The organism is Aporhodopirellula rubra (genome assembly GCF_014192335.1).
GTDB classification, from domain to species: domain Bacteria; phylum Planctomycetota; class Planctomycetia; order Pirellulales; family Pirellulaceae; genus Rhodopirellula; species Rhodopirellula rubra.
This window is the reverse complement of the sequence record NZ_JACHXU010000002.1, coordinates 19,983-39,753: the sequence shown is the minus strand read 5'-3', so window position 1 is coordinate 39,753 and position 19,771 is coordinate 19,983. Positions and strand designations below refer to the sequence as shown.

Annotated in this window: 12 protein-coding genes; 5 read left to right on the top strand and 7 right to left on the bottom strand. The window is 57.3% G+C overall.

Annotated features, from left to right (window positions below):
* Positions 1-226 precede the first annotated feature (226 nt).
* Both FHS27_RS02400 and FHS27_RS02395 read left to right on the top strand, forming a co-directional pair.
* A complete protein-coding gene (locus FHS27_RS02400) occupies positions 227-1,669 on the top strand; it encodes a UDP-glucose 6-dehydrogenase (protein ID WP_184301308.1) in 1,443 nt (480 codons plus the stop codon).
* Positions 1,670-1,748: 79 nt separating this feature from the next.
* Positions 1,749-2,111, top strand: a complete 363-nt coding sequence (locus tag FHS27_RS02395) for a VOC family protein (protein WP_184301306.1) — start codon at positions 1,749-1,751, stop codon at positions 2,109-2,111.
* 99 nt (positions 2,112-2,210) lie between these two features.
* Here the strand turns inward: FHS27_RS02395 and FHS27_RS02390 are convergent, their stop codons facing one another.
* From FHS27_RS02390 to FHS27_RS02375, 4 genes are all read right to left on the bottom strand, one after another.
* On the bottom strand, positions 2,211-3,017 hold the full coding sequence (locus FHS27_RS02390; RefSeq protein ID WP_184301304.1) for a MerR family transcriptional regulator: 807 nt from the start codon (positions 3,015-3,017) through the stop codon (positions 2,211-2,213).
* A gap of 88 nt (positions 3,018-3,105) precedes the next feature.
* A complete protein-coding gene (locus FHS27_RS02385) occupies positions 3,106-4,554 on the bottom strand; it encodes a DUF1501 domain-containing protein (RefSeq protein WP_009096737.1) in 1,449 nt (482 codons plus the stop codon).
* Between the two features lie 10 nt (positions 4,555-4,564).
* On the bottom strand, positions 4,565-7,927 hold the full coding sequence (locus FHS27_RS02380; protein ID WP_246419026.1) for a DUF1553 domain-containing protein: 3,363 nt from the start codon (positions 7,925-7,927) through the stop codon (positions 4,565-4,567).
* Between the two features lie 570 nt (positions 7,928-8,497).
* On the bottom strand, positions 8,498-9,691 hold the full coding sequence (locus tag FHS27_RS02375; RefSeq protein WP_184301300.1) for a phosphoglycerate kinase: 1,194 nt from the start codon (positions 9,689-9,691) through the stop codon (positions 8,498-8,500).
* Positions 9,692-10,011: 320 nt separating this feature from the next.
* On the opposite strand from FHS27_RS02375, the gene FHS27_RS02370 reads away from it, so the two are divergent.
* Positions 10,012-10,947, top strand: coding sequence for a hypothetical protein (locus FHS27_RS02370; RefSeq protein ID WP_246419025.1), 936 nt, complete (start codon positions 10,012-10,014; stop codon positions 10,945-10,947).
* A 37-nt stretch (positions 10,948-10,984) separates the two neighbouring features.
* Here the strand turns inward: FHS27_RS02370 and FHS27_RS02365 are convergent, their stop codons facing one another.
* On the bottom strand, positions 10,985-11,722 hold the full coding sequence (locus FHS27_RS02365) for a cobalamin B12-binding domain-containing protein (RefSeq protein ID WP_246419024.1): 738 nt from the start codon (positions 11,720-11,722) through the stop codon (positions 10,985-10,987).
* A 561-nt stretch (positions 11,723-12,283) separates the two neighbouring features.
* On the opposite strand from FHS27_RS02365, the gene FHS27_RS02360 reads away from it, so the two are divergent.
* The gene (locus FHS27_RS02360) at positions 12,284-13,360 is read left to right on the top strand and encodes a sigma-70 family RNA polymerase sigma factor (protein ID WP_184301294.1); all 1,077 of its coding nucleotides are present in this window, start codon (positions 12,284-12,286) and stop codon (positions 13,358-13,360) included.
* Positions 13,361-13,378: 18 nt separating this feature from the next.
* Here the strand turns inward: FHS27_RS02360 and FHS27_RS02355 are convergent, their stop codons facing one another.
* A complete protein-coding gene (locus tag FHS27_RS02355; protein ID WP_184302323.1) occupies positions 13,379-14,725 on the bottom strand; it encodes a DUF1501 domain-containing protein in 1,347 nt (448 codons plus the stop codon).
* Between the two features lie 66 nt (positions 14,726-14,791).
* On the bottom strand, positions 14,792-18,148 hold the full coding sequence (locus FHS27_RS02350; protein ID WP_184301292.1) for a PSD1 and planctomycete cytochrome C domain-containing protein: 3,357 nt from the start codon (positions 18,146-18,148) through the stop codon (positions 14,792-14,794).
* Between the two features lie 230 nt (positions 18,149-18,378).
* Between FHS27_RS02350 and FHS27_RS02345 the strand changes: the two genes are divergently transcribed.
* Positions 18,379-19,749 carry a serine hydrolase gene (locus tag FHS27_RS02345; RefSeq protein ID WP_184301290.1) on the top strand — a complete coding sequence of 457 codons (1,371 nt, stop codon included), beginning with the start codon at positions 18,379-18,381 and terminating at the stop codon, positions 19,747-19,749.
* Positions 19,750-19,771 lie beyond the last annotated feature (22 nt).

The following is a 19,771-nucleotide window of genomic DNA, read 5'->3' as shown; positions in this document are numbered from 1 at the left end:
TTCCGGTTTTCGCTCGCACGTTACGGCGGATTTGTGAATCTCAATGGCTGAACCTTGTCGTGAGCACGACCATTACAATCGGCACGATCATTTGTCCACTCCGATCGATTTGCTCCTCCCGTCGCAACCCCTTCGCCATGGGCCGTTTTGATAACTAACATGGTGAGCATCGTTCGTTCAGGAAATCTGTTGTCCCGATCTTTTCCTCGCTATCAACCACGACTCCATGATTCTCACCCAACCGCAACTGAACCAATCAACCGCCATCGAGCCGATTCGCAAGATCTGCTGCATCGGAGCCGGGTACGTCGGTGGACCGACGATGGCCATGATCGCGAAGCAGTGTCCCGATATCGAGGTCAAGGTCGTTGATATCAACGAAGCCCGTATCGCACAGTGGAACAGCGATGAGTTGCCAATCTATGAACCGGGGTTAGACGATGTCGTGACGGAAAGTCGCGGACGCAATTTGCATTTCTCGACCGATGTCGATCAGGCGATTGCGGATGCTCAGATGATCTTTATCTCCGTCAACACTCCAACGAAGCATTTCGGCGTTGGTGCCGGGCGTGCCGCGAACCTCGAGTTCATCGAAAAGTGTGCTCGGAAAATCGCGGAAGTCGCACAGGGGCACAAAATCGTTGTTGAGAAATCGACGTTGCCGGTTCGCACCGCCGAAGCCGTTAAGGCGATCCTTGCGGGGGCGTCCTCCGGTGCGACGTTCGACGTGCTCAGTAATCCCGAATTTCTCGCCGAAGGAACCGCAGTCGAAGATTTGATCGCGCCGGATCGCGTGTTGATCGGTGGCGAAAGCAAAGAAGCCGTTGATGCACTCGTGGATGTGTACGCTCATTGGGTCCCACGCGAACGATTGTTGACGACAAATTTGTGGAGCAGTGAGTTGTCGAAGCTCACCGCGAACGCATTCTTGGCGCAACGTGTTTCGTCGATTAATTCGATTTCCGCGCTGTGTGAAGCGACCGAAGCGGACGTGGATGAGGTCGCGATGGCGATCGGAATGGATTCACGGATCGGACCGAAATTCCTGAAGTCGTCGGTCGGTTTTGGTGGTTCATGTTTCCAGAAAGATATCCTCAACTTGGTCTATCTGTGCGAGTACTTTGGGTTGCCTGAGGTTGCCGAGTACTGGGAACAGGTCGTCAAGATGAACGACTATCAGAAAACGCGTTTCGTCAACCGAATCGTTCGAACGCTGTTCAACACGGTATCAGATAAGAAGATTGGGATTTGGGGATTCGCGTTCAAGAAGGACACCAACGACACCCGCGAATCGGCAGCAATCTATATCTGTCGCGACCTGCTGCGTGAGCGTGCGAAGCTCTCAATTTATGATCCACGCGTCGATCCGAGCCAAATCCGCCGCGACCTCGCCGACGTGATGCGAAACGGCGATGCCGAACTGAGTGCCGCGTCTGAAAAACTGATTGCCGAGAATGTTGAGATCGTCACGGATATCGACGCGGCATCCAAAGATGCTCACGCGATTGCGGTTTTGACAGAATGGGATGAATTCGTCGACGCAGATTTCGAACGAATTCACAACAATATGAAGAAGCCGGCGTTCATCTTTGATGGTCGGAATATTCTGAAAAACTTGCCACTTGCCGATATGGGCTTTATTTATCAGGGCATCGGTTTTTCGCGATAGCCTCGGGTGGTAGTCTGACGGTTCAGAAACACGGCACGACGTGTCGACTGAATCCCTGAACCGCCGAGCAGCGAACAAGATGTCCAAACACGAATCGATTAATTACGTTGAGTTTCCTTCCCGCGACATGCAGGCGACGAAGGCTTTTTTCGAGTCGTGTTTTGGTTGGGCGTTCACCGAGTATGGGCCTGACTATATGTCCTATTCCGGCGAAACGATCGAGGCCGGTTTCTTTAAGTCCGATCAGTCGGCTAGCACGGCCAATGGGTCGGCGCTGGTCGTGCTTTATAGCGAACGGTTAGAAGAAACGCTTGCGAAGGTAGAGAAGTGCGGCGGCACAATCGTCCAGCCGATCTTTTCATTCCCCGGCGGACGACGCTTTCAGTTCGCGGAGCCGTCGGGCACGGAGTTGGCCGTTTGGACAGATGTGAACCCCGGTTAGAGCAATATCTGAAATGATGTGACCACCGTTGTCCGACGGTGGACCATGTTCTGCCAAACGCAGCCGCTTTTAAAAGCCTGCGTCGTTTGCGGGAAATTTCTAGGCGATCATGAACTGAATTTCGGTCAGGTATTTTTGGGGGTTACCGCGAAAGATCATGCCTGGTCCTTTGTGGTAGATCTCACGCGTGGGCATTTCGTATTCCACGCCGCGTGCCTTGACGTCTTTGAGGATTTTCTCGTAGGAGCGGCCGAGTTCTTCGTAGGGGCCCAGGTGCATGAGTGACAAGCACCGCCCACCGGCGAGTTCGCGGACGGAGATATCGTCCTTCGATTCGCCGCGTTTGATCGGCATGGCCGCTTCGAAATCCGCGTCGTCGGCGCGGTACTCGTGATCGTGATGCAGCATCATCGGTTTGCCGCAAATGAATCGCCCGAATTTGCGACCGATCTTTGCGAAACCGCTCCCGCAGTCGCTGTATTTTCCCTTCATGCGGACGCTCGCGATCAAGATCGCGTCGACTTGTTTTTCTTCGACTTGGTAGGTTGCCTGTTGCATTTTTGCGGTCGCCTCTTTTTCGTGAAGGATGGTTTTCTCGAGCAATCCTAGCGTTTCGCGGTCTTTGCGCATCCGTTGTCGAATCTCGTCTTTTTGCGATTCGAGGAACGAGATGATCTCCGCATCGTCGCTGTGATTACGCAGGATTTCTTTGATGTCCGCGAGGGAGAATTCCAGGTCACGAAGTGCCGCGATCACGCGCGCCGTTTCGATTTTCGATTCGGCGTAGAAACGATAGCCGCTGCCCGCTTCGACGTGAGAGGGCGTAAGCAATCCCTGCTCGTGATAGAAACGTAACGTCTTCACGGTCAGGCCGGTCATCTTGGAAAACTCACCTATGCTGAACATGCCCGAAGTTTACGGCCTCCAGTAAGGGGAGAGTCAAGCGAAAAAAGTCGAAACATTTTGACCGTCGGATCGGTGCAAACGCGGAGCTCTACGCGAGTAGCTCCTTCACGACATTACCGTGAACATCCGTCAGACGGAAGTCGCGTCCTTGGAAGCGATAGGTGAGACGTTCGTGGTCGAGCCCGAGTTGGTGCAGGATCGTGGCTTGCAGGTCATGCACGTGGACGGGGTTTTCAGCAACGCTGAATCCGAGTTCATCAGAACTGCCATATTCAAAACCTGCCTTCATCCCGCCACCGGCCATCCACATGGTGAATGCGTCAGGGTAGTGATCGCGTCCGAGCACTTTGCTGCCCGATGTGCGTCCTTCGCGGAATGGGGTGCGTCCAAACTCGCCGCCCCAGATCACAAGCGTGTCGTCGAGCAACCCGCGTTGTTTTAGATCTCGAATCAACGCCGCGACGGGTTTGTCCATTGACGCGCATTTGCGAGTCAGCCCGTCAGTGATGCCTTCGTTGGGATTGGTGCCGTGGAAGTCCCATCCCCAATCGAACAGTTGAACGAACCGGACACCGGATTCAACGAGGCGTCGGGCGAGCAAGCAGTTGTTCGCGAGACTCGACTCGCCGGGGGATGCCCCGTAATCGTCGAGGGTTTGTTGCGATTCCTGAGAGATGTTCATGACTTCGGGAACGGACGCCTGCATCCGGAACGCGAGTTCGTACTGAGCGATTCGCGTCATCGTTTCGGGATGCCCCATCGTGGCGGCTTGCATCTCGTTGAGATCCCGCAGCGCGTCGAGACTTTTGCGGCGCAGGTCACGGTTCATGCCCGACGGGTCTGACGAGTACAGAACCGGATCGCCTTTGGATCGGCATTGCACGCCCTGGTAGACCGACGGAAGGAATCCGCTGCCGAACGAGTTGCTGCCGCCGTTGGGTTGGACACCGCTGGAGATCAAGACGACGAAGCCGGGCAGATTTTCGTTTTCGCTGCCGAGGCCATAGGTGACCCACGATCCCATCGACGGGCGACCCGATCGAGGCGAACCGGTGAAGACGAGCAGTTCGGCGGGGGCGTGATTGAATTGGTCGGTGTGCATTGAGTGGACGACGCACATTTCATCGGCGATGTCGTGCAGATGGGGGATCGCGTCGGACATCCACATGCCCGCCTTTCCCACGCGTGACCATTTGCGGGGCGAGCCCATTAATTTGGGAGTGCCGGACGTGAATGCGAATTCCTTGCCTTCCAAAAAAGCGTCCGGGCAATTTTGGCCATCTCGGCGATGCAGTTCCGGTTTGTGATCAAACATGTCTAGGTTCGGCGGCGATCCTGTCATGTGCAGGTAGATCACCCGTTTCGCTTTGGGAGCGAAATGTGAAGGTTGCACCGCGATCGGATTGTCTGCCGGACGCGCCGCACCGGCGGCATCGGCGAGCAGACTCGTTAACGCGATTCCACCCAATCCAGCCGTGGATTGTTGAAGGAAATGTCGCCGCGTGCGGAGGTGGAGGGCTTCTAGTCGAGGGTCCATGGGTTCGCCTTTATCGTTTCATCAACATTTCATCGAGATTCAGAACGACGTTGCAGAGCACGGTCCACGTCGCCATTTCGGCTACAGCATTGGTGTTGCCGTTGGACTCGTTGTCGGGCAACGGTCCCAACGGGGCGGTTGCCATCTTGACTGCGTCGTCGGAGTGATCGAGGTAGTAAGTGGTTAGCTCATCGGCTAGTTGCGTTAACCGGTCGGCTTCGGATTCACTTGCGTCGCGGAGCAACGTTTGGTGGAACAGGAATTCGATGCGTTCGGGGATCGCCGGTGAGGTCGCGACAACGCGGCGGGCGAGAGCCTGAGCGGCTTCGATGTAGACGGGATCGTTTAGCGTGACGAGCGCTTGCAGAGGCGTGTTGGTGCGGATTCGACGAACGGTGCAGACCTCGCGATTGGGGGCATCGAATTGTGCCATCGATGGATAGGGGCTCGATCGTCGCCACATCGTGTAGATGCCGCGGCGGTAGCGATCCTCACCCTCGCTCGTTTTCCAGTCGGTGGCCGATCCGAAAGCGGCTTTCAATCCCAGGTCGGGTTGGACCGGTCGGACGGGCGGACCGAACATCTTGTCGCTCAGCAGTCCACTGACAAATAACGCGTTGTCACGCACCTCTTCCGCGGACGCGCGGAATCGAGGCCCGCGTGCGCACAAACGGTTGGCGGGATCGATCTGCAACAACTCCGGGTCGGCCGCCGAGCTTTGACGGTAGGTTGCCGAGGTCACCAGGAGACGCAGCAGTTGTTTTAGATCCCATCCGCCGTCGCGCAGTTCAACGGCGAGGTAGTCGAGCAGTTTGGGGTGCGACGGCAACTCGCCTTGCGAACCAAACTCTTCACTGGTTTCGACGAGGCCGATGCCGAAAATTTGTTCCCAGTGGCGATTGGCGATCACGCGAGCGGTCAGCGGATTCTCTTCGTCGATGAGCCACCGGGCCAGCGTCATCCGGTCGGGCTTGGATCCGTCTGGATGCGAGTTGTCTGGATTGAACGAATCTGAGTCAGTGGCCGGTGAGGTCAGTGGATGAAACGCGGCCGGCACGCCCTCGTTCACTTCATTGCCGGGGCTGAGATAGCTGCCTCGTAAATGCACGTGCGATTTTCGGTGTTTCGTTTCGGGAAGTTGCCTCATCACGGGAACGGTGGTTTCCGGTTTCATTCCGGAAAGCGTCGTTTTGAGTTCTTCTAACGCAACGCGTTCTTCGGCGAGTAAAGGCGTGACGTTGCGATAGTATTTTGCGAGCTTCTCACGTTGATCGTGGTCGAGAGACTGAGGCGAGCGAATCAAACTGCGAATGTGTGCGGGCAACTGTGCCCATCGCGTGAGTTTGTCGTCCGATGTCACTGACAACTGAAATCGATCAACGTCGGCCGAGACACCGTCGACGTGAATGGTCAGCAAACCGTTGGACAGATCCATTGGCGACGACAGCGAGAAGACGTGGTTAATGGATGCGTTGTCTTCGGAAGGGCCAATGTCGATCGGCGTCAAATCCAAGTTCACGGAATCATCGGTTGAGTAAACCGCGCTGGGTGACGGACTTTGTTCCGGAGAGTGTTTCCAGATCTCCGTTCGATCTTCGTCGAGTAGAACGATCCGAAACCCGTTGAGTCGATTGGTGATTGGTTTTCCGCCGTCGGTGCGGTTCCAGACGCTGACCGAGTCGACCGGTTTGATTGAACCAAGGTCGATTTCGAGCCACGGCGAATTTCCGCTGTCGGTATGCGTGACGGAGCCTGCCTTGAAGTCGCCGTTGGTGTTTCCGTCGATCGCATCGCCTGCGTTACCGTCGCGTGTGGTCGAGCTCTGCGTTGCTTTGCCTTCGGTTGCAACGTTGACTCCACCGGCAAACACCTCGACTTCCGCGACGTATAGGAATTTGTCTTTGCCCGGCAATTCGATACGAACATATCGGGCGTCGATTGGTGCCGCGTTATGAGGTTTCCAGGACGCCGTAACCAAATCGGCAGCAATCATGATTTTCTGATCGGATTGGACTCGCAGGCTTAGTCCAGTGATGCGATCGGATTGTGGGAAATCGATGCGACACTCAACGTCTGATGTTTGCTGTGTTTGCAGATCGATCCAACCATTTTTGTCGACGTTGAGTGGCGTTTCGGAGGCGGTCGCGGAGATCGGGCGAATCCATTCCCATCGCGGCGGTTCGCGAAGTCCAGCGAGCCACTGGTCGTGTGCCGCCATGATTTCCGGTGTGGTTCGATCGAGTGTTGATTGCAGCGCTGCGATCCGTTGTTGCAGTTGTTGTTTGGTTTCGCGTTGTTGGTCTGACCAGATATCGATTACTGGGCGTTCGTCTTTGCGATCGGCGTCTTCGGTGTTGTTGAAAAATGCGAAGAACTGAAAGTACTCATCGTGAGTGATCGGATCGTATTTGTGGGTATGGCACTGCGCGCACGCCATGGTCGTTCCCATCCAAACCGCCATCGTGGTATTCACGCGATCGACAACCGCAACGTTGCGGAACTCTTCATCGTTGGTGCCGCCTTCGTTGTTGGTCATCGTGTTGCGATGAAACGCGGTCGCGATGAGTTGATCGGGAGTCGCGTTATCGATCAGGTCGCCCGCGATTTGTTCGATCGTGAATTGATCAAATGGTTTGTTCGCGTTGAGTGACCGGATGACGTAGTCGCGATAGGCCCAAATGGTGCGTGGCGGGTCATCCGCGTAACCGGATGAGTCAGCGTACCTCGCCAGATCTAACCAAACGCGTGCCCACCGTTCGCCAAACGACGGTGAGTCGAGCAATCGATCAACGAAACGTTCGTAGGCGTCCGGGCGTGGATCGTTCGCGAACGCATTGGCCTCTTCCCACGTCGGCGGCAAACCGGTCAGGTCCAAGGAAACGCGGCGGGCCAACGTGAGTCGGTCGGCACAGGGAGAAGGTTCCAGCCCTTCCGATTCGAGACGTGCCAAAATGAATCGGTCGACCGCGTTGATCGGCCACGAGCTGTTGTCGACCGCAGGAAGTTCGGGACGTTCCGGTTTGACGTAGGACCAATGTTTGGCGTAGCTGCCACCTTGTTCGATCCAACGACGAACGAGTTCGACTTGCTCGGGCGAGAACACTTTTCCTTTGCCTTCGGGCGGCATCCGCAGGTCTTCGTCGTCGGTCGTGAGTCGTTCGAGCAGTTCACTGTCTTCCGGGGCACCCGGGACAACGGCAGCGTACCCGCCGAGATCCTCTTGCGAGCCTTCTTCGGTATCGAGTCGCAAGCCGGCGGCGCGTTCCTCTTCATCGGGACCGTGGCATATCAAACAATTGCCGGAGAGCAGTGGGCGGATGTCGCGATTGAAATCGACGGCTTCGTCAGCGCTGCAGGGCAATGCGCATGTCATCGATAGAGCGACCGCGGACATCAGCCAACGGGTGCACTTTGTTCTTGAAAACATTGACAGAGCAGTAGGTGAGGCGGGGGAACCGGATCCCGGCGGTACGCTGGGAGCCGAGTGTTGCGTGAGGCGGGGCTCATTTGTTGAATGAGCGTGACGGCAGGTCAGTGAGTGACATTTCTGCTGCTACCGCACTGTGACTACTACCGCACTGCGACAAATTGTACACGCTAAAATGCCATTGAGCCGCGAATCGACGGTCATCGATTCAAAACCACAATACTTTGACGTGATTTGAAAACCGCAGCGGGCAGCGGAGAGAGAAGCCGTTGCAGAAGAGGACCCGGACTGAGTGTCGTGGGCGGGGGGCGGCGTGCCGCGAGTAGGCTGGTTTGTCGGGAGCGATGTGGTGCGGCGGGTGTTGCGGCGGGTGTCCTGGGCTCGATCATCTTCGGACGAGAGGTCTGGGATCCGACGCGTGGGCAAAGTGCATACGAAGAAACCCCATCCGAGCGTGAACGCCTGAATGGGGTGAATGTTTATCGAGGTCGACTGAGGGAGCCGATGCGGTGTCGGCTAGGCTTCGTCGAGCAAGTCGACCGCTGCGAAGGCTTGACCTTCGAGCATTGCGAGCGACGCACCACCACCGGTGCTGACATGGCTGACTTGTTCCGCGAAGCCGAGTTGTTCGACTGCCGCGGCGCTGTCACCACCGCCAATGATGCTGGTCGCGTCGGAGTCCGCGACGGCTTGGGCGACCGCTTTGGTGCCGGCGTCCATTGGTGGTTTTTCGAACACGCCCATGGGTCCGTTCCATACGACGGTTTTGGCGCTCTTGATGATGTCGCTGTATGTCTTGGCGGTTTCCGGTCCGATGTCGAGACCTTCCATGCCGTCAGGAATTTCGCCGGCTTTGACCACGGCTTTGTTGCATCCCGCGATGTTGCCGAAGTCGTCACCGCAGTGCGTGTCCGATGGCAGGTGCAGTTTGCCGTCGCTCTTCGCGAGGAGTTCCTTGGCGAGGTCGACTTTGTCTTTTTCGACCAGGCTGTTGCCGACCTTGCCGCCTTGAGCCAACGAGAACGTGTAGGCCATCGCTCCGCCGATCAGGATCGAGTCACAGATGCCGAGCAGGTTGTTGATCACGTTGATCTTGTCGCTGACTTTGGCACCGCCGAGGATCGCGACGAAGGGGCGTGCTGGAGTGCTGATGGCGTCGGAGAGGTAGGCGATTTCTTTGGCGACGAGGTGCCCGACGACTCGCGGTTTGCCCGCCATCGCTTCGGGGACGGCGACCATCGATGCGTCTTTGCGGTGACAGGTGCCGAAGGCGTCGTTGCAATAGACGTCGGCCATCGCGGCGAGTTTGCCTGCGAATTCGGCATCGCCCTTTTTCTCGCCCGCGTTGAATCGCAGGTTTTCGAGCACGAGGACTTCGCCTGCACCGAGTGCCGCGGCTTTGGCTTTCGCGTCGTCGCCGACGGTGTCGCTCGCGAAATGAACGGTGCTGCCGAGCAGTTCGCCCAGACGGGTGGCAGCGGGGCTGAGTGAGAATTTCTCGTCGCCTTCGCCGCCGGTGGGGCGTCCCAGGTGGCTCATCAGAATCAGCTTGCCGCCGCGATCGATCACGCTTCGGATGCTGGGCAGGGCCATGCGGATACGACGGTCATCGGTGATTGCGTTTTGCTCGTCGAGCGGGACGTTGAAATCGACCCGCATCAGGACAGTTTTGCCTTGGACTTCGGTCTGGTCGATTGTTTTCTTGGCCATCGGAAGGAGTGCTCCGGTTTTTGGGAAAAAGCAGGTAAATTCGAAATTTGATTGAGATTCATTCGAGTCGGCGGCCCAGTATCGGCCAGATTCCCGCGATCGCGAAGGGGCCGATGGTTTTTCGGTCTCTCCGGCACGGTTTCCTCACGTCCTACCACCGGCATAACCGAAACCAGAGAGTGCATCCCTGCGGTCCGGTGTGAAAGAACCGCGAACGGTGCCGGTCTGTCGCGACCTTGGTGGAACGAGTCGCGGTGGCATCGTCAGGTGAACGCAATATCAATGCAAGTGAGGGGGCGGTGCTGGTGATATCCACACCCATGATGGACAATTCATGCACGCGCTTTACGCCGCGAATCATCTTGACGCTCGTCGTCGGATGTTCAATCTGGGTGACCCTGGCGGGAAATCTGCAGGCTCAGAGCACGCCGGCTCGGCGTTTTCCCACCGTACCAGGATGGGGCGGTAACGCGGATAACGAACCGCGCGTCGGTTCGGCCGCCCACCGCAAATCGATCTTGGATGCGTTACCGCTCGATCGTTTGACTCCCGCTGCGCGGACGCAAATTCTCAGCATTGCCGAAAACCCGACGCTGTTTCGGCAACTGCCCAGCCAAGCGATTACGTGCGACAAGGACATGTTCCTGTTCCTGACACGGAATCCGGATGTGTTGGTCGGGTTGTGGGATTTGATGGACATCACGAAAGTGCAAAGCCGTCGGCTCGGCCCGTATCAAATCGAAGCCGCCGATGGTGTCGGAACGGTATGCAAAGTCGATCTCGTCTATGGCGACGCGTCACAGCATATTTTCGTCGTCGACGGATCCTACGACGGAAAAATGACGCCCGCACCGATCCGCGGTAAAGGCGTGTTCGTGTTGCATTCGTCGTATGCCCAAGGCTCCAACGGACAAACGACTGTCTCGGGCACGCTCGACTGTTTCGTGCAGCTCGAAAGTCTCGGGGTCGATCTGATCGCCCGAACGCTCAGTCCGATCATCGGACGATCCGCCGACAGTAATTTCATGCAGACGGCCCACTTCATCGCGCAGGTGAGCCAGTCGAGCAGTCACAACCCGTCGGCGATGCTGGACATTGCGGACCGGTTGCCACAAGTCGAACCGCCGATTCGCAAGGCGTTTGCGGACACGATCGTGACGGTCGCCCGTCGCGGGCAACCCGCAGGCAGAAATACGTCGGTGCAGCCGGCGGTGGCTGATGCGAAGGATCGCGGCCCGCGTGAGATGGCGAGGTAGGTGGGGGGAAGAGGTTGCAGGTTGTCGGTTGTTGGTTTTATTTCTGATGGGTTGTTGCGGCGGTGTGAACTGCGCGTTCTTGGCACAATTGGCTGCGCGAGTGCTCGCATTTGATCAGCAGGATCTCCGCCAAATCTGCGAGTTGCCGGAGCGAGTCGCAGTGGGCGGTGAAGCGGAGGCGCGGGCGGATCGAATCCGTTAACGCTCTTCCGCCGACCAACAGCACGACGTCCTCGGCGAGCGACGCAGCCATCCGGTTCTGGTTGGCAACAAAAGTGTCCTCGTCGTCGATCGAGGAAACACTCAGCCATACTAACTGCGGCTGGCAATCTGCGGTCGCCTGTATGAAGCTCTCCAGTGGCAGTTGATTGCCCAGGCTGGTCGCTCTCCAACCAGCTTCCCTCAATGTCAGTTCCACCAACGCGGTCGGCAATTGGTAGGGATCGCATTGTGGCGAGCCACCGATCGCCAGAGGCGCGTCGTCAGGGACCGGCGGCAATGAACTGCTGAGGTCGAAAATCAGCCTCAGCGCCATGTCACAGGCCCGGCGTTCTTGATAAACGTCGATCTGGTCGCACTGCCAGGCGTGCCCGACGCCGTGCATCGCGTCGGCGATCAAGCACTCCGCCGCTTGGCTGCGTGTTGCACCTTCATTGATCATTTCATGCAGAAGCCTGCGGCAGACGTCGTGCTCGCCACGGGCGAGAGCATCACGAAATGTCTGATTTCTCGGAGAATTTTTTCCCTCGACGCAAACGACTCGCGTCGGCGGCATCTTCGGCAAACCCAATGTTTCGGGGCAGGAAATGTTCCGATTGGATTTCGCCAGAAAGCTCTGTAACGCCTCGAGGGTGATTTTTCGGTGTCCGCCAGCCGTTTTCTCACTGGGAATGGCACCGCAATCGCACCAGCGCTTGACGGACGACTCGCTGACGCTCAGGGCGCAAGCGACTTGTTTCGGCGAAAAGAGAGGTTGTTCTGCAGCCAATTTTCAGTTTTCGGCGAAAGTAAACGACGGGTCCGAAGGAAAAACGACCATTTACATCAGGTGTACCCGTGCCGTGAACGTTTTGGGCGTTTTTTGATCGTTATGTATGAGTATACATCATCGTCAAATCGGATCGCACTTTCAATTCCAGCCAGAACTAATCGTTGAATCGATCGATCTTTTCAATTTTTTTCAGCCTTCCGCTTGCCTCGCGTCCTTCCCACGGATATACCTGATTGAGGTGAACGTTTTTTGATTTGAAAACGTTCATTGGTTGTGGTGTGAGAGGCACGGTTCCCCCGCGTCCGTCCGAATTCCCGTCTTATCGAGCAGATTCAGGTAAAGAAAATGAGTTCCTCCACTAGGTCCAAGTCTCGAAAGGCCGTCGCTTCCGCCCCGAAATTCGACGGAGTCACGGCGTCGTCGGTTGCCGCTCGGTTGCCCGCATGGGTGCAGTGCGACGAGTTGAAGGTGCCGATCGCCGAAACCCGCGATCAGGTCCGAAGCCTTGAACACGCCGCCGCCGCCGAGTTGCGATCATTGACCAAGCAACGTTTGCGTCAAGAAATCGACTTCATCGGCAATGAACGTTTTAGTTCGGCCCGCGAAGGCAAACGGATCTTCTCCGCCGAACTGGGACTCGCCGAACGTCAGACGGCGTTGGGGATCGCGGCGATCCGCCGTAGCGGCGTTGATTTGCCGATCCACTTGGGACGCCTGTGCGAGGCACCGCTGCTCAAGCCAGAGCAAGAACGGATGTTGTTCGAGAGAATGAACTATCTCCTGCAGCAAGCCGCGATTCACCGCAGTGTTCTGAACCCCGATCGTCCTTCGCGGCATCGTTTGGAATTGATTGAACTCTATGTCGCCTTGGCCGATTGGCACCGCGACCGGATCGTGGAAGCCAACTTGCGGTTGGTGTTCTCGATCGTGAAGAAGTTCGTGAATCCGAATAACAGTTTCGACGAGTTGCTCAGCGACGGGATCGTGGCACTGATCCGCGGCGTCGAGAAGTTTGACTTCGATCGTGGATTCCGGTTCAGCACTTACGCGACCCAGGTCGTTCGTCGGAATGCGTATCGCACCGTTGTGATGCGGCAACAAGAACGTCAGAAGGTGATGGGAGGATTGCAGGATATGGACATCGATATCGGTGAGGAAGATCGCGAGTCGGCGATCAGCGAAAAACGCTGGCACGAATTGCGAAGTCGGTTGAGCGTGATGCTCGGCGACCTCGATCGTCGCGAGAAGTTCATCATCCGAGCCCGCTTCTCGCTCGGGTCGCACCGCCGCGTTCACACGCTGCAGTCTCTGGCCGATCGGTTGGGTGTTTCAAAAGAGCGAGTCCGTCAACTCGAACGACGTGCGATGGACAAACTGCGGGCGATGGCCGGCACGACAGATCTGGCTGAACTCGAAGGCTAATGTCTTCGTCTTCGGTTCCTACGCGAGGATTCCGTCGACAATGTGTCCGTGAATGTCGGTGAGCCGCATGTCGCGGCCACTGTAACGGTACGTCAGCTTCGTGTGGTCGAAACCGAGGAGATGAAGGATTGTCGCGTGTAAGTCATGAACGTGCATGCGATCTTCTACGGTGGTGAGCCCGACTTCGTCGGTGACCCCGTGAACGTGTCCTGATTTGACGCCGCCGCCTGCCATCCAGATTGTGAATCCGTCGTCGTGATGGTCTCGTCCCGGTTTCGGGCCGAGCGGCAATTGGACGGTGGGAGTGCGTCCCATCTCGCCGCCCCAAATGACGAGCGTGTCTTCGAGCATGCCTCGCTGTTTCAGATCGCTCAGTAACGCCGCGAGCGGACCGTCGCATTCAGCGGCGAGTCGACGATGGCCGACATCTAAGTTTGCGTGCGAATCCCAGGGTTGTCCGGCACCGTGGTAAACCTGAACGTATCGCACGCCACGCTCGACCAATCGTCGTGCGATCAAGAGTTGTCGGCCTTGTTGTCCGTCGCCATACGCTTCGAGAATGTGGGCGGGTTCGCGGGTGATGTCGAACGCGTCGGAGGCTTCGTCTTGCATCCGAAAGGCGAGTTCGAGCGATTGGATTCGCGATTCAAGTGCGTGGTCTCCCGGGCGATCGGCCAAGTGCAACGCGTTGAGTTTCTGAACCAGTCCGATTTGTTGTCGCTGTTGTTTCGCGAGTAAGTATTCGTTCTGAATGTTCGCCACCAACAGGTCGGGATCGTTGTACTGCGAGTCGACGTAGGTGCCTTGATAAATGCCGGGCAGGAACGCACTGCGCCAATTTGCGGTCGCCGCCGTCGGGAGACCCTTGGGGCACATTGCGACGAAGCCCGGCAGGCTTTGATTTTCGGTGCCTAATCCATATAACGCCCACGAACCCACCGCGGGACGCGGACGGACAATGTCGCCGCAGTTCATCATCAACAACGCCGGTTCATGGTTGGGTACATCGGTAACCATCGACCGGATCACACACAGGTCGTCGGCGTGCTGAGCCAACTTAGGAAACAGTTCGCTAATCTCGATGCCCGATTGACCGTGTTGTTTGAACTTGAACGGCGATCCATGGGCAACACCGCCGAGACGTCGATCCTTCTCGAGTTTCTTCGACAGCGTTTTGCCTTGCATTTTTTGTAGCATCGGCTTGGGATCGAACGTGTCGATCTGTGACGGGCCGCCGTTGGCGAACACGTGAATCACCCGTTTGGCCCGCGCCGCATGATGAGGCTGCCGCGGTGCGAGCGAACCACTGCCGCTCGACGTTTCTTCGGCGAGCAGACTCGAGGCGGCCAGCATGCCCAATCCCATCCCCGAATTTTGGAGAAGCGACCGGCGAGAGAGTTGGTGAGGTTTACGATCAGGATGCATCGTCGATCAATCCAAGTAGAAGAATTCGTTCGTCAACATCAACGCTTGCGCGAGTTGTTCCCATCCGTCGAGATGCGGAACCGGTGGTGGTGAAAAGCCAGCCGATGCGTTCCACACCGTCGTCATGTTTGCTGCGTCGATGGCCCGGATTTCCGGGGACCAGAGAAAAATGTCGTTTGACGCGTTCTTTCCGGCACCGATGACGAAGTCGATCGTGGTTCCGACGCGGACGTTCACGTTCTCGACCCGGGTTTCGCATTGGCTGTTCAGGGCCGTCCAAGAGGGGGTGGGTTCGATCGTGTCGCTGGCGATTTTTGCGATGACGCCATCGCCTTTGTCCCGTTCATGTTTCAAAATCCCAGTGATGGAAACCGTCCCTTCAATTGGGGACACCCAACGACGAATGACGGCACGATTGGCCCCCCGGGGTGTGTTCCCGCCACGCGACGTCAGACGAACGTAACCGACGTTCGCGTCGGGGAACGTGTCGCTGAATTGGTACTGTTGGCCGGTCCATTGTTCGAGCGGCTCAAAGTCGTGTTCGGTTCCATCGAAGCTGCCGATGCCGTATTGCCAAACGGCGAGATCCTCTTCGTTGGTGGTTTCGGCGACAGACAGAAAACGCGTGACGAGTTTTCGTTCCGTCGGCGTGGCGTCGCGCGAGAGCACGCGTTGGTAGATGGCATTGATGCCCGTGGCGTGATCTTCGTTGCCGGACGGGCGAGCGAGTTTCGCGAGTTCTTTCGCGCATTGCACCACGAAAGGATGGTTCATGACAAAGAGTGATTGCTGTGGCACGGTCGTGACGGACCGTTCCGCTGTCGAGGTTGTCGGCGTTGCGAAATCAAAGGCACGTAACATCGGGTCGAGTTCAACGCGATCGACGTAGGCGTAAACGGTGCGACGCGTTGGGTAGGGCGTCTCCGACAACTTCACGCTGCGGCCTCCGACGTTGGGGTCGAGCGTTTCGCTGACGGCCAACATTGCGTCACGCATCGCTTCGAAGTCGAGACGTTTTCGGTTTTGGTGACTGAGGAAGACGTTTTCCGGATCTCGCTCGCGAGCGATCTCATTTCGATCGCTGCCGCGTTGATAGGCGGCCGATGAAAGGATTGTGCGGTGCAGCCATTTCAGTGACCAATCGTGCTGAATGAATTCTGATGCCAACCAATCCAGCAACTCCGGATGCGATGGCGGCGGTGATCGCAGTCCGAAGTCATCCGCCGATTCGACCAACCCGTTGTCGAAGTATTTGCTCCACACTCGGTTGACGATCACACGTGGCGTGAGTGGGTTGTCCGCCGAGGTGATTGCGGCGGCAAGACCCGCACGACCGCTGCCGTCGGCGAACGGTTCGGCGTCTTCGCCGGCCATAATCGAAACGAACCTCCGAGGGACGCGGTCACCGCGTCGGGCGGGTTCCCCACGAAGCATCACGTAGGGATTCACGGGGGTGGGTTTGTCTTCAATCACCATCGCTTTGGGGGGAGCGCCGGGGTGAGTCGCGTAGACCTCCCCGATCGCTTTTTCAAGATCTCCCAGTTTCCTGCGGCCCGAGCCGAGTAACCGCGAACCGTTCACGACCGCTTGTTCGTCGAGCATGAACAGGCCGTCATTGCCCAACAACGCGAGGCGAATCTGTTCCTGAGAGTCATCCGACAACCTCGCCGCATCGGGATTCTGTTTGCTGGCTGTCCGCCATGCATCCATGACTTGTTGGAATTCGCTGGCATAGACCAGCAGCAGATCCAGCAGTGTCTTTGGGGATGCGGTAACGATCGCTTTCTGCAGAACCGGATTGAGTTTGGTGTCGGCTTTCCACTTCGCGATCAAGTCTCCATGACTGCTCGCGTAGTCCGATTCCGATTTGGAAAACGCGGCGACCCACGGTCCCCAGACCGGATCGTTGGAGAGACGTTTTTGCCGTGTCAATTTCAGCAAGTCGGCTGCGAGCGGTGTCATCGCGGAGTGCTCGACTTTCCGTTTGCTGACAACGGCCCGGATTTGCATTTGGCTGCCCACGTGCATGTCGTAGTAGCCGAGGAAGTATGGCTCACAATTTTGTTTCAGTTTCGCGATCGCTTGGGAACGCAGGTCACGACGGTACTTCGACATTGCTGATTGGGCGCGGTTCAATTGGCGTTGGAAATCCTTGCTCAGATCTTCGTCCACGCTGAGGCTGCTGATTTCGGGAAACTCATCGGGAATCTCGCAGCTCGCCATCACCCCGTACAACGAGTAATAGTCTTCGATCGGAATCGGGTCGTATTTGTGATCGTGGCATCGGGCACAGGCGACAGTCAGCCCCATCAAACCTCGAGTCACCACATCGATCTGATCCGCGGCTCGTTCGATGCGGTTGTTACGGAACCGCGGTCCCACGGTGATGAATCCCAACGCCGCGAGTTCCGGTGCATCGTCTGGCAAACCGAGAGAGTCGGCGGCAATTTGTTCCGTGATAAATCGGTCGTACGGTTTGTCTGCGTTGAGGGAGTCGATGACGTAGTCGCGAAAGGTGTACGCGAACGGGTACCGCACGTCCGCTTGGGCCTGCCAATCTTGGGTGTCGGCGTACCGAGCCAGGTCGAGCCAATAACGTCCCCAACGTTCGCCGTAGTGTTCCGAGGCGAGCAGCCGATCGATGACTTTCGCGAACGCGGCCGAATCCGAGGAGTCATCCTGAATGAAATCGCTGACTTCCCGAGGCGTGGGCGGCAGGCCGATCACGTCCATCGTCGCCCTGCGGATGAGCGTTCGGCGGTCGGCCGGCTTCGAAGCGGGCAGCTCGTGTTCGATCAATTGCGAGTTGATGAACGCATCAACCGGATTGTTGATTCTGCAACCAACCGGTGCGTCGTTCGCCGGTGCCGTGGCGCCTTGCGATGCGAGGTCTGGAACGGGTGGCTGGCGAATCGGTTGGAAAGCCCAGTGGTTCTTTGCGATTTTGTTGATCGCGACTTGGTCTCCCAATGCCGCCGCGGCCGGTGCGGCTTCCTCGGGCCATGGCAGTCCCATCATGATCCACTTTTTGAAAACGTCGATCTCGTCTTCTTCGAGCGGTGCCTCCGGTGGCATTTCCAAACCTTCGTACAGAACCGCCTGCATGATCAGGCTTTCGGCCGTGTCTCGCGCGATTGCCGCCGGTCCACTGTCGCCACCGCGAAGAACCCCCATGCGTGAGTCGAGTCGGAGTCCGGATTCTTGTTTGACATCACTGTGGCATTCATAGCACTTCGCGATCAACAAAGGACGCACACGGGCTTCGAAGAATCGTTCTCGGCGTTGTTGCCGGTCGTCTGTTTGAGCAACGGCAGTGGCAGCCGTCAGAACGATGCAGGCGAGAACAAACAAGGATTGTTGCATCGGACCGAATCGGGGCGGGAGGTGGGGAGAGATACGTCGAGCAGGACGTGGCTGGGGATCGCGTATTTCATATTACCAGAACTGAATTGGTAATGTGTAGATTTTCGCGGCGATCAAATTCAACGTGTGGCGGCGTTGGTCAGTTTGACAGCGCGTGTCGCATGGACGACAACGGGCCGATGTTTCCTCATTGATTCGCGTCCCCATTTGCACGGTTATCGGTCTCCGCCATGTTGCGTATCAAAGCGATGTTTGTTCTCGGGCTATTGTGCCTTTCCAGTGACGCGGGGGCTCAAAGTCTCGCGAGCCGGGTTCGCGATCTCGCCGAGCCCTTAGTAAAAACCGAACGCGTTATGGGGATGTCGATCGGCGTCATCTCGGGTGGCCAGCGATTGACCGTGCATGTAGGAACGGTCGCTAAAGGAAGTCCGCGGGCGAGCGATGAAACGGTTTATGAGATCGGATCGATTTCGAAAGTCTTCACTGGATTGATGCTGGCCGATGCGGTTGCTACAGATCGGATGCGGCTGGATCAACCGGCCGGTGATTTCCTTCCCGAGGGAGTCGAGATGCCGAGGTGGAAGAACACGGCGATTACGCTGCGGCATTTGGCAACGCACCGATCAGGGTTGCCGCGACTGCCCGACAACATGCGAGATGTCGCGTCCGACAATCCATACGCGAGGTACACGTCGACGCAAGCATTCGAGTTTCTGAAATCACATTCGCTCCGCCGGGCACCGGGGGCCGAAGGTGTGTATTCGAACTTTGCCGTTGCGTTGCTCGGGGATCTCATCTGCCGGGACGCCGAACGTTCGTACGACGAGCAATTGCGAGAAAGAATCACTGGCCCCTTGAAGATGGACGCCACCTCCGTGGAACTGAGTGATTCGATGCGATCGACAATGGCAACGCCTCACGACGCCGGTTTGAATGCAACGAGCACGTGGGAGTTCGCCGACCTTCCCGGCGCCGGTGGCATTCGCAGCAACATTGACGACATGTTGACGTTTGCCCAGACGAACTTGGACCCGCCCGAAGGTGACGTCGGCGATGCGATCGAATTGGCGTGGCGGCAACATCAGGCGACCACCGGTTCTGCCTCCGCGATGGGACTGGGGTGGCACGTTGCCGGCGATGGTCAAACGCGTTGGCACAACGGCGGGACGGGTGGGTTTCGTTCGATGTTGATGATCAACCGTGATCAAAAGATCGCCGTGGTGATCTTGTGCAATACCTCGTGCGACGCGGTGGATGCGTTGGCGACGCGGATCATGGTGGAGCTCGCGAATGCCAATGACGCTTCGTCAGCTTCCGAGACGCCTGTCGAGGTCGACGTTGCGTTAGAAAAGATGAAACGACTCGAAGGACGCTACCAGTTGGCACCGACTTTCATTTTCGACGTCCGTGTTCGCGACGGCAAACTGATGGTCGGGATTACGAATCAGCCGACGCATCAAGTCTATGCCAAGTCAGAAACCGAGTGGTTCTACAAAGTCGTTCCGGCGAGCCTCGCGTTTAAGATGGGCGCCGACGGCAAGTGCATGTCGCTCGAGCTACTGCAAAACGGAATCCGTCAAACGGCGAGACGTGTTGAGTAGATGGCGGAACCCAGGTTTCGCA

Bases quoted from the DNA above. Each gene is read 5' to 3' on its own strand.
- FHS27_RS02400 (WP_184301308.1), top strand. From the start codon at position 227: ATGATTCTCACCCAACCGCAACTGAACCAATCAACCGCCATCGAGCCG.
- FHS27_RS02395 (WP_184301306.1), top strand. From the start codon at position 1,749: ATGTCCAAACACGAATCGATTAATTACGTTGAGTTTCCTTCCCGCGAC.
- FHS27_RS02390 (WP_184301304.1), bottom strand. From the start codon at position 3,017: ATGTTCAGCATAGGTGAGTTTTCCAAGATGACCGGCCTGACCGTGAAG.
- FHS27_RS02385 (WP_009096737.1), bottom strand. From the start codon at position 4,554: ATGGACCCTCGACTAGAAGCCCTCCACCTCCGCACGCGGCGACATTTC.
- FHS27_RS02380 (WP_246419026.1), bottom strand. From the start codon at position 7,927: ATGACATGCGCATTGCCCTGCAGCGCTGACGAAGCCGTCGATTTCAAT.
- FHS27_RS02375 (WP_184301300.1), bottom strand. From the start codon at position 9,691: ATGGCCAAGAAAACAATCGACCAGACCGAAGTCCAAGGCAAAACTGTC.
- FHS27_RS02370 (WP_246419025.1), top strand. From the start codon at position 10,012: ATGATGGACAATTCATGCACGCGCTTTACGCCGCGAATCATCTTGACG.
- FHS27_RS02365 (WP_246419024.1), bottom strand. From the start codon at position 11,722: ATGCCGCCGACGCGAGTCGTTTGCGTCGAGGGAAAAAATTCTCCGAGA.
- FHS27_RS02360 (WP_184301294.1), top strand. From the start codon at position 12,284: ATGAGTTCCTCCACTAGGTCCAAGTCTCGAAAGGCCGTCGCTTCCGCC.
- FHS27_RS02355 (WP_184302323.1), bottom strand. From the start codon at position 14,725: ATGGGATTGGGCATGCTGGCCGCCTCGAGTCTGCTCGCCGAAGAAACG.
- FHS27_RS02350 (WP_184301292.1), bottom strand. From the start codon at position 18,148: ATGCAACAATCCTTGTTTGTTCTCGCCTGCATCGTTCTGACGGCTGCC.
- FHS27_RS02345 (WP_184301290.1), top strand. From the start codon at position 18,379: ATGTTGCGTATCAAAGCGATGTTTGTTCTCGGGCTATTGTGCCTTTCC.